Here is a 12,681-nt window from a genome sequence, read left to right as displayed (position 1 = left end):
CGCGCGGCGATCGCGGCGGCCATCGCCGCCGCGGGCGCGGACGATATCGTGCTGCTGGCCGGCAAGGGTCATGAACAGGGGCAGATCGTCGGCGCCGGCGCGACGATGCGCGTGCTGCCGTTCGATGACGTTCAGGTCGCGCGCGAATGTGCCGCGTGAGTGAGTCTATCCGCCCCGACGTCCTTCTGTCGAACGGGAGGGGGCTTTGACGCTGCCGCTGTGGACATCGGATGCGATTGCGGCGGCGACGGGCGGCGTGGCTTCGGAGGCGTTTGTCGTGTCGGGCGTGGCCTTCGATTCGCGAGAGGTCGGGCCGGGGGACCTGTTCCTGGCGTTGAAGGGGGCGACATCGGACGGGCATCGTTTCGCGACGCAGGCGTTCGTGCAGGGCGCGGCGGGCGCGGTGGTGTCCGAACCGGTGGACGGTCCCCATGTCCTGGTCCGGGATACGATGGCGGCGCTGAACGCGCTGGGGATCGCGGCGCGCGCGCGGACCGGCGCGAAGATCATCGGCGTGACCGGATCGGCTGGCAAGACCGGGACCAAGGAGGCGCTGGCCGCCGCGCTGGAGCGGAGCGTACCGGGGCGGGTGCACCGGTCGGTCAAATCGTACAACAATCATACCGGCGTACCGCTGAGCCTGGCGCGGATGCCGGCCGACACGGATTATGGCGTGTTCGAAATGGGAATGTCGGCGGCGGGCGAACTGGCGGCGTTGACCCGGCTGGTGCGGCCGCACGCCGCGCTGGTGACGACGATCGCCCCCGCGCATGCCGCCAATTTCGTGGACGAGGCAGCGATCGCCGACGCCAAGGGCGAGATTTTCGAGGGGCTGGAACCGGGCGGCGTCGGGATCGTGCCGGAGGACAGCCCGCACCGTGACCGGCTGTTCGCGGCGGCGGCGCGTCATGCGGCGACGGTGCTGACATTCGGACATGCCGAAACGGCCGACGTCCGCGCGCGCGAGGTGATGCCCGGATCGCGCGGGACGCTGTTGAGCGTCAGCCTGCCCACCGCGGATCTCAGCTTCACGCTCGCGCTGCCTGGCGCGCATTGGGTGTCGAACGCGTTGGCCGTGGTCGCGGCGGTCGATGCCGTCGGTGGCGATCTGGCCGCGGCGGGACTGGCGCTGGCCGAGCTGGAGGGACTGAAGGGGCGCGGGGCACGGACGCGTGTTCCACGCGACGGCGGCGAATTGCTGCTGATCGACGAGAGTTACAACGCCAATCCGGCATCGATGGCGGCGACGATCGCGTTGCTGGGGCAGGAGCAGGCCGCACGGCGGATCGTGGTGCTGGGCGGGATGCGTGAACTGGGCACCGGATCGGACGCCTATCATGCCATGCTGGCCGACCCGCTGCTGGCGGCGGCCGTGGATTTCGCGCTGTTGGTCGGAGACGAGATGACGCCGCTCGCCCGCGCGCTTGAGGGCCGGATCGATTTCGCGCATGTCGCCGATGCCGTGGCGGCGCTGGCAGCGCTGCGCGACCGGTTGAAGGCCGGGGACGCGGTGCTCGTCAAGGGATCCAACGCCATCGGGCTCGCCCGCGTCGTCGACGCGGTGGCGAGCGGGAAGATTTGAATGCTGTATCTGATCGCCGACCATCTGGGATTTCCCGGCGTCCTGAACCTGTTGCGCTATATCACGCTGCGCGCGGGCGGGGCGGTGGCAACCGCCCTGTTCATCGGCCTGCTGATCGGGCCGAAGTTCATCGGCTGGCTGCGCGTGCGGCAGGGCAAGGGCCAGCCGATCCGGTCGGACGGACCGCAGACGCATCTGGCCAAGGTCGGCACGCCGACGATGGGCGGGCTCATGATCCTGACCGCGGTGACGATCACGATGCTGCTGTGGATGGATCTCGGCAATCGCTACACCTGGGCGTGCCTGCTGGTGACGATCGGATTCGGGACGATCGGGTTCCTGGACGATTATGACAAGGTGACGAAGCGCAGCCACAAGGGTGTTTCGGGCAAGACGCGGTTGTTCTTCGAATTCATCATCGCCGGGTTCGCGGCCTGGCTGATCAACGCGGGCAACGGCACCTTGCTCTATGTCCCGTTCTACAACGGCGCGGTGGTCGATCTCGGCTGGTTCTATATCGCGTTCGCGGCGTTCGTGATCGTGGCGTTCGGCAATGCGGTGAACCTGACCGACGGGCTGGACGGGTTGGCGACGATGCCGGTGGTGATCGCGGCGCTGGCATTCTTCGCGATCGCCTATGTCGTCGGCAACAAGGTGTTCGCCAATTATCTGGGCATTCCGCACGTACTGGGCGCGGGCGACCTGACCATATTGTGCGCGGCGATCATCGGCGGAGGGCTGGCGTTCCTGTGGTTCAACGCGCCGCCGGCGGCGGTGTTCATGGGCGATACGGGCAGCCTGGCGCTGGGCGGCGCGCTGGGCGCGATCGCGGTATCGACGCACCACGAAATCGTGCTGGCGATCGTCGGCGGGCTGTTCGTGCTGGAAGCGGTGTCGGTGGTGGTACAGGTCTTCTTCTACAAGCGGACAGGCCGCCGCGTGTTCCGGATGGCACCGATCCACCATCATTTCGAACAGCTGGGCTGGAGCGAGCCGACGGTGGTGATCCGCTTCTGGATCATCAGTTTCGTGCTGGCGCTGGCCGGTCTGGCGACGTTGAAGCTGCGGTGATCGTCTCGGATGCCTTTGCGGGCAGGCGCTATGCCGTGCTGGGGCTGGCGCGGTCGGGGCTGGCGACGGTCGCTGCGCTGGTGGCGAGCGGGGCCGAGGTGGTGGCATGGGACGGCGACGCGGAGAAGCGGGCCGCGGTGCTTCTGCTCCCTCCCCCTTCCGGGGGGAGGGTTGGGGGGGGGGGCTTGGCTGGGAACGACGGTTCCATCAAGCCTCAGCCCCTCTCCCCAACCCTCTCCCCGGAGGGGAGAGGGGGCTCTGTCGCCCTTGGCGATCCGTTGGAGATCGATCTTCGCGGGTTCGATGGCGTGGTGGTGTCGCCGGGCGTACCGCTGAACCGGCATCCGATCGCAGGGCGGGCGGCGGCGGCCGGGGTGCCGGTGATCGGGGATATCGAACTGTTCGCGCAGGCGCGGGCGACGTTGCCGGCGCATCGGGTGGTAGGGATTACGGGCACCAACGGGAAGTCCACCACCACCGCGCTGATCTTCCACCTGCTGGAGACGGCGGGGGTGCCGGCGTTGATGGGCGGGAATATCGGGCTGCCGATCCTGGGGCGTGATCCCTTGCCTGAGGGCGGGGTCTATGTGCTGGAATTGTCGAGTTACCAGATCGACCTGACGCAGACGCTGGATTGCGATGTGGCGGTGTTGCTGAACATCACGCCGGATCATCTCGATCGCTATGACGGGTTCGCGGCCTATGCCGCGTCCAAGGCGCGGCTGTTCGCGATGCAGACGGCGGGTGTCGCGGTGATCGCGGTGGAGGATACGGAGACGCGGGCGATTGCTGACGCGCTGTCCGCCACCACTCCGGCCATCCCGAGCGCAGTCGAGGGAGGGTGGCCGGGTGGGCCGTCTCGGCTACGCTCGGCGGGTGCCTCGACTGCGCTCGGCATGGACGGTGGTGAAAGGAGGGTGATCGAAGTCCGGTCCTCCGACGCCGGCGACCAGTCGGCGTGGCCGTCCTTGCAGGGGCCGCACAATGCGCAGAATGTGGCCGCGGCGGTGGCTGTCGCGAAGGCGCTGGGGCTGACCCAGGACGCGATTGCGCGCGGGTTGGCCAGCTATCCCGGCCTTCCGCACCGGATGGAGCGGATCGCGACCGTGGACGGCGTGCTGTATGTGAACGACAGCAAGGCCACCAACCCGACGTCGACCGCCCCGGCGCTGGCGGCCTATCCGCGGGTCCACTGGATTCTGGGCGGGCTGGCGAAGACCGCCGATCTGGATGCGGTGGCGGACCAGCTGGGGCATGTCGTCGCGGGCTATGCGATCGGGGACAGCGCCGATCTCTACACGCGGCTGCTAAGCGAGAAGGGCATTCCGGTCGTGAATGCCGGCACGCTGGAGCGCGCGGTGGCCGCGGCCAAAGTCGCGGCACGGGCGGGAGAGGTGGTGCTGCTGTCGCCGGCCTGCGCGTCGTTCGACCAGTTCCGGGATTATGAGGCGCGGGGCGATGCCTTTCGCGCGCTGGTGGAGGCGTTGCAGCCATGAACGTCTTCGCCGTGGAGGCACAGAAGCGCAAGCGCGTGACCAAGGTGCAGCGGTTCGGGCGCGGCGACCGCAGCCCGCTCGGCACCTGGTTCTGGGAAATCGACCGCGTGCTGCTGCTGCTGGTCGCGATCCTGGTGGGGATCGGGATCGTCGCGGTCGCGGCGGCATCGCCCGCGGCGGCGGTGCGCTATTCGGGCGGCACCACGACGTTTCCGCCGCTATATTATCTGTATCGACAGCTGGTGTGGCTGGGCCTCGGGCTGCCGGTGATGCTGGTGGTGTCGATGCTGCCCAAGGATGTCGCCCGGCGGCTGGCGATCGGCGGCGCGGCGTTCTTCACCGTGCTGCTGGCGGCGGTGCCGCTGATCGGGATGGAGGTGAACGGCGCGACCCGCTGGATCGGCATCGGGTTCATGCAGTTGCAGCCGTCGGAGTTTCTGAAGCCGCTATATGTGGTCGCGCTGGCCTGGTTGCTGTCGCTGAAGGCGCAGGACAAGAGCCTGCCGGTGGTGCCGTTGTCGGCGTTGCTGACCGGATGCATCGCGCTGCTGCTGATGAAGCAGCCGGATTTCGGGCAGACGGTGATCTTCCTGTCGATCTGGGTGTCGCTCCTGATGCTGGGCGGGATCGCGATGCGCTATCTGTATGCGCTGGCCGGGCTGGGCCTGGCGGGGGTGGTGTCCGCCTATCTGTTCTATTCGGTGGCGCATGACCGCATCAACAAGTTCATCACCGGCAGCGGCGACAATTATCAGACGGAAAGCGCACACAACACGCTGGTCAATGGCGGGCTGATCGGCACCGGGCCGGGCGGCGGCACGATGAAGTTCCGCCTGCCGGAACCGCATACCGACTATATCTTCTCCGTCATCGGGGAGGAATTCGGCCTGATCGCCTGCCTCGCCATCGCGCTCATCTACCTGACGATCGTGGTGCGGGTGTTCATCAAGCTGCTGGACGAAGAGGACGAGTTCCTGCTGCTGGCGAGCGCGGGCCTGGCGGTGCAGTTCGGGATGCAGGCGCTGATCAACATGGCGGTCAATGTGCAGATCGTGCCGTCCAAGGGCATGACCCTGCCGTTCATCAGCTATGGCGGGTCGTCGATGGTGGCATTGTCGATCGGGTTCGGGCTGCTGCTGGCGTTCACGCGGCGGAACCCGTATCTGAACCGTTCCCCCTATGTGGTGAAATGGAGCGGTAGCAGGTGAGCGTGAAGCGGCATTTCGTCCTGGCGGCGGGCGGTACCGGTGGCCACATGGTGCCGGCGCATGCGCTGGCGGCCGAATTGATGGCGCGCGGCCACCAGGTCGCGCTGATCACCGACGAGCGCGGCGCGCGAATTCCGGGGCTGTTCGACGGGGTGGAGACGCATCTGTTGCCGGCGGGGCGGCTGAGCGGCGGCCCGATCGGCTGGTTGAAGGCGTGGCGCAACATTCGCGCCGGGCGCGAAATGGCGCGGACGCTGTACCGCTCGTTCCAGCCGACCGCCGTGGTCGGGTTCGGCGGCTATCCCGCGCTGCCCGCGGTGCTGGCGGCGTTCAAGGCCGGGATTCCGGCGGCGGTGCATGAACAGAATGCGGTGCTGGGCCGCGTCAACCGCCTGCTGGCGCGCAAGGTGGCGGCGATCGCGACCAGCTATCCCGATGTCGAGCGGCTGAACCCGCGTTATGCGGGCAAGGTCGCGCTGGTCGGCAATCCGGTGCGGGCGGAGGTGGCGGCGCTGCGCGACGAGCCCTTCCCGATGCTGGATGCCGATGGCGTGTTCCGCGTGCTGGTGACGGGCGGCAGCCAGGGCGCCAGCGTGCTGAGCCGGGTGGTGCCGGAAGGGCTGGGGCTGTTGCCGGTGGCATTCCGGCGGCGGTTGCAGGTGACGCAGCAATGCCGGCCCGAGGACATCGCGGCGGTGCGGGCGCACTATGCGGCGCTGGGCATTCCGGCGGACCTTGCCACCTATCTGCCCGACCTGCCGGAGCGGCTGGCCTGGGCGCATCTGGTGATCGCGCGCGCGGGCGCGTCGACCATCGCCGAACTGACCGAGGCGGGGCGACCGGCGATCCTGGTGCCGTTGCCCAGCGCCACCGACGATCATCAGAGCGTCAACGTGCGCGAGATGGTGGCCGCCGGCGGCGCGCGGGCGATCGCGCAGGACAGGTTCGTGCCCGTGGAACTGGCCAAGCAGATGCAGAAGCTGGCGCTGGAACCCGGCGCGCTGGAGAATGCCGCGCGGCGCGCCTGGAGTTGCGGGCGGCCGAATGCGGTGCGCGACCTGGCCGACCTGGTCGAGGGACTGGGGCGGGCGCCGATCATGGAGCCGATGAAGGTCGAGACGGATATGGGCACGTTGCGCGGAGCATTCGCATGAAGGGTGTCGCCACCGACATCGGGACGATCCACTTCATCGGGATCGGCGGGATCGGCATGTCCGGCATCGCCGAGGTGATGCACAATCTGGGCTACAAGGTGCAGGGGTCCGACGTGGCCGAGGGCTATGTCATCCAGGGCCTGCGCGACCGCGGGATCGTGGTGCATATCGGGCACCGCGCGGAAAATCTGGGCGATGCCGCGGTGGTGGTGACATCGACCGCGATCAAGCGCGGCAATCCCGAGGTCGAGCTGGCCTATGAGACGCGGGTGCCGGTGGTGCGGCGGGCGGAGATGCTGGCCGAGCTGATGCGGCTGAAATCGACGGTCGCGGTGGCGGGGACGCACGGCAAGACCACGACGACGTCGATGGTCGCGGCGCTGCTGGATGCGGGCGGGATCGATCCGACCGTCATCAATGGCGGCATCATCAACAGCTATGGGTCCAACGCCCGGCTGGGGGCGTCCGACTGGATGGTGGTGGAGGCCGACGAGAGCGACGGCAGCTTCCTGCGGCTGGACGGCACGATCGCGGTGGTGACCAACATCGATCCCGAGCATCTCGACCATTATGGCGATTTCGATGCGGTGAAGCGCGCCTTCGTCGAGTTCGTCGAGAATGTGCCCTTCTACGGCGCGGCGTTGCTGTGCCTGGATCATCCCGAGGTGCAGGCGATCCTGCCGCGCATCCGCGACCGGCGGGTGGTGACCTATGGCTTTTCCGCGCAATCGGACGTGCGCGCGGTGAATGTGACGCCGATACCCGGCGGCAACCGGTTCGAGGTGATCGTGCGGGCGCGCGACGGATCGAGCCGGTCGATCGAGGGTATCGAGCTGCCGATGCCGGGGCGGCATAATGTCCAGAACGCGCTGGCCGCGGTGGGTGTCGCGCTGGAGATGGGCGTGCCGGACGCGGTGATCCAGACGGGGTTCGCGAAGTTCGGGGGCGTCAAGCGGCGCTTCACCAAGGTGGGCGAAGTGAACGGCGTGACCGTGATCGACGATTATGGCCATCATCCGGTCGAGATCCGCGCCGTGCTGGCCGCCGCGCGCGAAGGGGTGACCGGGCGGGTGATCGCGGTGGTGCAGCCGCATCGCTATTCGCGGCTCGGCAGCCTGATGGACGAGTTCCAGTCGGCGTTCAACGATGCGGATATCGTCTATGCGACGCCGGTCTATGCCGCGGGCGAGGCGCCGATCGCGGGCGTCGACAGTGCCGCGCTGGTCGCCGGGCTGAAACTGCGCGGGCATCGGTCGGCGCAGGTGGTGGAGGATGCCGACGCGCTGGCGCGCGCGCTGGCGGAGACGGTGCAGCCGGGCGACATGGTGGTGTGCCTGGGCGCGGGCGACATCACCAAATGGGCGGCGGGGCTGGCCGATGCCATCGCCGCCGCACGCGTGTCGGCATGAGCGCCGATCCGTTCCTGGCGTTCGTCGCATTCCAGCAGGAAGTGCTGAGTTTCCAGCGCCGCAACCTGGACGTGGCGGCGCGCGCGTTGGCGGCGGGCGAGGATATGGTCGCGTTCCAGCTCAAGGCGCAGGAAGCCGCGATGGCGGGTGCCAAGGCCTGGACCGCGTGGATCGACACATGGACGCCGAAGCCATGACCCCCGATCCCCGATCCGTTCATATCGAGCCCGGTCGAGACACGCGTCCCGCCGGCGCCGCGCCTGGGGCCGGTCCCTCGACTGCGCTTCAGATGAACGGGGTCTTGGGGCAAGGGAATGGGTTTCGCGGGCGGATCGAGCCCGGCGCATCGCTGGCGGATTTCATCTGGTTCCGGACCGGCGGGCCGGCGGAAATGCTGGTGCGGCCGGCGGATGTCGAGGATCTCTCCGCGTTTTTGAAGGCGCTCGATCCGGCGGTGCCGGTGATGGCGATCGGGGTGGGATCCAACCTGATCGTGCGCGACGGCGGGGTCGCCGGCGTGGTCGTGCGGTTGCCGAAGGCGTTCGCGAAGGTGTCGGTCGACGGTGGCCGGGTGCGCGCCGGGGGTGCCGCGATGGGGATCACGGTGGCGAGTGCGGCGCGCGACGCGGGTGTCGCCGGGATGGAGTTCCTGCGCGGCATTCCGGGGACGGTGGGCGGCGCGGTGCGGATGAACGCGGGCGCCTATGGCCGCGATGCGAGCGATATCCTGATCGAAGCGACGCTGTGCCTGCGCGATGGAACGGTGGAAACCTGGCCGGCGGCGCGGCTGCGCTATCGCTACCGCCATTCGGACGTGCCGCAGGGTGCGATCGTGGTGGAGGCGGTGTTCGCCGGCATGCCCGGCGATCCGGTTGCCATCGGCGCGGAGATGGACCGGATCGCAGCGGAGCGCGAGGCGTCGCAGCCGTTGCGGTCGCGGACCGGGGGATCGACGTTCAAGAACCCGCCGGGGCGCAAGGCGTGGGCGCTGGTCGATGCCGCCGGGTGCCGCGGGCTGCGGCGGGGTGATGCGCAGGTGTCGGAAAAACACTGCAACTTTCTGCTGAACCTGGGGTCCGCGTCTTCGGCGGAGATCGAGGCGTTGGGCGAGGAGGTGCGCGCGCGCGTGCTGGCGCATTCCGGCGTGACGCTGGAGTGGGAGATCCAGCGGGTGGGATCATCCGATACGCGGTCGGCGGGGGGTAGGTCGTGAGCGTTGTTGCTGCCCTGCATGTCGCCGTGCTGATGGGCGGCTGGTCGTCCGAGCGGGCGGTGTCGCTGATGTCCGGCAATGGCGTGGCGGACGCGCTGGAAACGCTGGGCCACCGCGTGACGCGGATCGACATGGACCGCAATGTCGCGGCGCGGCTGGCGGAGGCGGCGCCCGACGTGGTGTTCAACGCGCTGCACGGCGTGCCGGGCGAGGACGGGACGATCCAGGGACTGCTCGACCTGATGGGGCTGCGCTATACGCATAGCGGGCTGGCAACGTCGGTGATCGCGATCGACAAGCAGCTGACGAAGAATGCGCTGGTGCCGCATGGCATCCGCATGCCGGGGGGGATGATCGTGGGATCGGAAAGCCTGTATGCCGCCGATCCGCTGCCGCGACCCTATGTGGTGAAGCCGGTGAACGAAGGATCGTCGGTGGGCGTCGCGATCGTGACCGAGGGCGGCAATTACGGGACGCCGATCGGACGCGACGTGGCGGGGCCGTGGCAGGAATTCGCGACCTTGCTGGCGGAGCCGTTCATCAAGGGCCGCGAACTGACGGTGGCGGTGCTGGGCGACCGTGCGCTGGCGGTAACGGAATTGAAGCCGAAATCCGGCTTCTACGATTATGACAGCAAATATACCGACGGGCTGACCGTCCATGTCTGCCCCGCGCAGATTCCGGCGGATGTGGCCGAAAGCGCGATGGCGATGGCGTTGAAGGCGCATCATGTGCTGGGGTGCCGCGGCACGTCGCGCTCCGATTTCCGGTGGGACGAGGAACTGGGCGAGGCCGGGCTGTTCCTGCTGGAGGTCAACACCCAGCCAGGGATGACGCCGCTGAGCCTGGTTCCCGAGCAGGGGCGGCATGTCGGGCTGAGCTATGCCCAGCTGGTACAGCGCATCGTCGAGGAGGCGTTGTGAGCGGGCCGGCCAAGATCCGGCGCGGCGGCACGACGCAGCGCAAGCGGCCGACCGTGACGCGCGCGGCCGGGCGGCGGCCGGTTCCGAAACGTCCGTCGACCCTGTCGCAGGCGATCGCGACCATCCCGGTGCCGACCGCGACGCTTAAGCGGATCGGAAACTGGATGGCCGGTGGGCTGCTGGCCGCGGGCGTGGTGGCCGGGATCCTGGCCATGCATCTGCCGCAGATGATCGGGATGCAGATCGGCGAAGCGATCGGTGCGGCCGGTTTCCGGGTGCGGAATATCGAGGTGGTCGGGATTGCGCAGGCGGACCGGGCGGCGGTGTATGACGCAGCGGTGGATCAGAAATCGCGCGCGATGCCGCTGGTCGATCTGGATGCGATCCGCGCCCGGCTGATGCGGTTCGGCTGGATCGCGGATGCGCGGGTGTCGCGGCGGCTGCCCGATACGCTGATGATCGACATCGTCGAACGCAAGCCGGCGGCGATCTGGCAATATCGGCGCAAGCTGGCGCTGATCGACCGCACGGGCACGGTGATCGCGCCTGTCGACCTGGCCGCGATGCCCGATCTGCCGATCGTGATCGGCGCCGGGGCGAACCGACGCGCGACCGAATTGAACCAGTTGATGGACAGCGCCCCGGCATTGAAGCCGATGCTGGCGGGGGCAAGCTGGATCGGTGACCGGCGCTGGGACCTGCGGTTCCAGTCGGGTGAGACGCTGGCGCTGCCTGAAGGGCAGGACGCCGCGATGGCGGCGCTGCGCCGGTTCACCGCGATGGACGGGCGCGCCCGGCTGCTGGGCCAGGGCTTCGTGCGGTTCGACATGCGGATGCCCGACAAGTTCGTGGTGCGGGTGAGTAAGGAGCCGGGGCACCGCGTGACCGAAACCGCGTTGGCGGACAAGAGCATATGAGCGGGGAGTCGGCTATCCGCCGGGCGATCGACCGCCTCGAACCGTACGGGGTTCCTGGAACCCGGCGATTGCGTTTCTGGTCGCCTTCGTTCGGTTCGAGGTGGTCGATAACGACCGGCGCCCCGAACGGCGCAACCGGCATGTTGCGCCGAGTCGCGTTATCGGCGCATGGTGTTTGGTCGGACGTGGGGCGGGACGGATAGGCTATGGCACAGCATCGCGGGGAGCAGTTGATCACGGCGCTCGATATCGGGTCGTCGAAGGTGTGTGCGCTGATCGCGCAGGTGCGCGAGGATGGCGAGGTGCAGGTGCTGGGCACCGGCCAGCGCGAAAGCCGGGGCATCCGGCGCGGCTATATCGCCGATGCGGAGCGCACCGAGGCGGCGATCCGCGAGGCGGTGGAGCAGGCCGAACGGATCGCGGGCACCAATATCGACAGCGTGTGGGTGAGTTTTTCGGCCGGTGGGCTGGTGAGCGATATCGCATCGGTCGAGGTCGACCTGGGCGGGCAGCGGATCGCGCAGTCGGATATTGACGAGCTGCTGGCCGCCGGACGCGGATCGATCGATCCGGACGGACGGATGGTGCTGCACGCGCAACCGACGCTCTACACGCTGGATGGGTTGCAGGGGGTGAAGACGCCGCTCGGCCTGCATGCCGACCGGCTGGGCGTGGATATCCATGTGGTCGCGGCCGAGCCGTCGCCGGTGCGCAACCTGGACCTGTGTGTGCGATCCGCGCATCTGGCGGTGAAATCGATCGTGGCGGCGCCGATCGCGACCGGGATGGCGTGCCTGTCGGAGGAGGAGCGCGAGCTGGGCGTCGCGCTGGTCGAGCTGGGCGCGGGGGTGACCAATGTGTCGCTGTTCGCGGGCGGGTTGCTGGTCGGGCTGTCGTCGATCCCGATGGGCGCGGCCGACATCACCGACGACATCGCGTCGGCGTTCGGCACGCGGCGCACGCAGGCGGAGCGGATGAAATGCTTCCACGGGTCCGCGACGACGTCGCCGCGCGACAATCACGAGATGATCGACGTCGCGCCGATGTCCGAGGATGAGGGCGCGGGCGAGATGCAGCGGATCACGCGCGCGCAGTTGATCGCGGTGATCCGCCAGCGTCTGGAACATTGGATGGGCGCCATCGCCGCCGCGCTGAAGGAACTGGGATTCCACGGCCCGGTCGGGCGACAGGTGGTGCTGACCGGGGGCGGTGCCGAATTGAAGGGCCTGGCCGATTATGCGCAGGGCGTGCTGGGCCGGTCGGTCCGCATCGGCCGGCCGCGCGGATTGGCGGGGTTGCCGGATGCGCATTCGGGGCCGGCCTTCGCCACGCTGGCGGGGCTGATCCAGTTCGCGGCATCCGATCCGCTGGATCTGCGGCAGGTGACGAGCGGACACCAGATGGTGCACCGGGCATCGGCCACGAACATGGTCCAGCGGCTGATCGCGGCGTTCCGATCCGGATATTAACCGATTTTAGCATGATGTTAATTTTGCGCGGACGGCCCGAAATCGGCTAGGGCAGGAATCAGGTTACAGGATTCCTGCGGCGCGCGGGAACCTAAGGAGTCGAAGCGGATGACGATCGAATTCATGCGGCCCGAGGTCGACGAGCTGAAGCCGCGCATCAGCGTGATTGGGGTCGGCGGCGCGGGCGGAAACGCGATCGCGAACATGATCCGGTCCGACGTGCAGGGGGTCGACTTCAT

At 68.4% G+C, this 12,681-nt stretch carries 11 protein-coding genes and 1 pseudogene; all 12 read left to right on the top strand.

Going from position 1 to position 12,681, the window contains the following annotated elements:
• Positions 1–159 (top strand): annotated as a pseudogene (locus VF649_RS07000) (UDP-N-acetylmuramoyl-L-alanyl-D-glutamate--2,6-diaminopimelate ligase); the annotation flags it as partial.
• 46 nt (positions 160–205) lie between these two features.
• The gene (locus tag VF649_RS06995; protein WP_331011243.1) at positions 206–1,582 is read left to right on the top strand and encodes a UDP-N-acetylmuramoyl-tripeptide--D-alanyl-D-alanine ligase; all 1,377 of its coding nucleotides are present in this window, start codon (positions 206–208) and stop codon (positions 1,580–1,582) included.
• Entirely contained in the window at positions 1,583–2,653 is a 1,071-nt protein-coding gene (gene mraY / locus VF649_RS06990) for a phospho-N-acetylmuramoyl-pentapeptide-transferase (RefSeq protein ID WP_331011242.1), read from the top strand.
• A complete protein-coding gene (gene murD / locus VF649_RS06985) occupies positions 2,650–4,149 on the top strand; it encodes a UDP-N-acetylmuramoyl-L-alanine--D-glutamate ligase (protein WP_331011241.1) in 1,500 nt (499 codons plus the stop codon). Before mraY ends, murD begins: the two co-directional genes overlap by 4 nt.
• Positions 4,146–5,357, top strand: coding sequence for a putative peptidoglycan glycosyltransferase FtsW (locus VF649_RS06980; protein ID WP_331011240.1), 1,212 nt, complete (start codon positions 4,146–4,148; stop codon positions 5,355–5,357). The genes murD and VF649_RS06980 overlap by 4 nt, the downstream gene beginning before the upstream one ends.
• Positions 5,354–6,511, top strand: a complete 1,158-nt coding sequence (murG, locus tag VF649_RS06975) for an undecaprenyldiphospho-muramoylpentapeptide beta-N-acetylglucosaminyltransferase (protein ID WP_331011239.1) — start codon at positions 5,354–5,356, stop codon at positions 6,509–6,511. The genes VF649_RS06980 and murG overlap by 4 nt, the downstream gene beginning before the upstream one ends.
• The gene (murC, locus tag VF649_RS06970; protein ID WP_331011238.1) at positions 6,508–7,920 is read left to right on the top strand and encodes a UDP-N-acetylmuramate--L-alanine ligase; all 1,413 of its coding nucleotides are present in this window, start codon (positions 6,508–6,510) and stop codon (positions 7,918–7,920) included. Before murG ends, murC begins: the two co-directional genes overlap by 4 nt.
• Positions 7,917–8,117 (top strand): hypothetical protein, encoded by a 201-nt coding sequence (locus VF649_RS06965; protein ID WP_331011237.1) that lies wholly within the window; start codon positions 7,917–7,919, stop codon positions 8,115–8,117. Before murC ends, VF649_RS06965 begins: the two co-directional genes overlap by 4 nt.
• A 92-nt stretch (positions 8,118–8,209) precedes the next feature.
• Positions 8,210–9,133, top strand: coding sequence for a UDP-N-acetylmuramate dehydrogenase (gene murB, locus VF649_RS06960; protein ID WP_331011236.1), 924 nt, complete (start codon positions 8,210–8,212; stop codon positions 9,131–9,133).
• Positions 9,130–10,056, top strand: coding sequence for a D-alanine--D-alanine ligase (locus VF649_RS06955; RefSeq protein ID WP_331011235.1), 927 nt, complete (start codon positions 9,130–9,132; stop codon positions 10,054–10,056). The genes murB and VF649_RS06955 overlap by 4 nt, the downstream gene beginning before the upstream one ends.
• Complete coding sequence (locus tag VF649_RS06950; RefSeq protein ID WP_331011234.1) at positions 10,053–10,973, top strand: cell division protein FtsQ/DivIB; 921 nt, start codon at positions 10,053–10,055, stop codon at positions 10,971–10,973. The genes VF649_RS06955 and VF649_RS06950 overlap by 4 nt, the downstream gene beginning before the upstream one ends.
• 206 nt (positions 10,974–11,179) lie before the next feature.
• Positions 11,180–12,442, top strand: a complete 1,263-nt coding sequence (ftsA, locus tag VF649_RS06945) for a cell division protein FtsA (RefSeq protein WP_331011233.1) — start codon at positions 11,180–11,182, stop codon at positions 12,440–12,442.
• Positions 12,443–12,681: the final 239 nt, after the last annotated feature.

It is taken from the genome of Sphingomonas sp., from assembly GCF_036387535.1.
GTDB lineage: Bacteria > Pseudomonadota > Alphaproteobacteria > Sphingomonadales > Sphingomonadaceae > Sphingomonas_R.
The sequence above is the reverse complement of the archived record's forward strand: the minus strand, read 5'-3'. Positions and strand labels throughout refer to the sequence as shown.

Coding starts and splice junctions, on each gene's coding strand:
- mraY (WP_331011242.1), top strand. CDS start 1,583: ATGCTGTATCTGATCGCCGACCATCTGGGATTTCCCGGCGTCCTGAAC.
- VF649_RS06980 (WP_331011240.1), top strand. CDS start 4,146: ATGAACGTCTTCGCCGTGGAGGCACAGAAGCGCAAGCGCGTGACCAAG.
- murC (WP_331011238.1), top strand. CDS start 6,508: ATGAAGGGTGTCGCCACCGACATCGGGACGATCCACTTCATCGGGATC.
- VF649_RS06965 (WP_331011237.1), top strand. CDS start 7,917: ATGAGCGCCGATCCGTTCCTGGCGTTCGTCGCATTCCAGCAGGAAGTG.
- murB (WP_331011236.1), top strand. CDS start 8,210: ATGAACGGGGTCTTGGGGCAAGGGAATGGGTTTCGCGGGCGGATCGAG.
- ftsA (WP_331011233.1), top strand. CDS start 11,180: ATGGCACAGCATCGCGGGGAGCAGTTGATCACGGCGCTCGATATCGGG.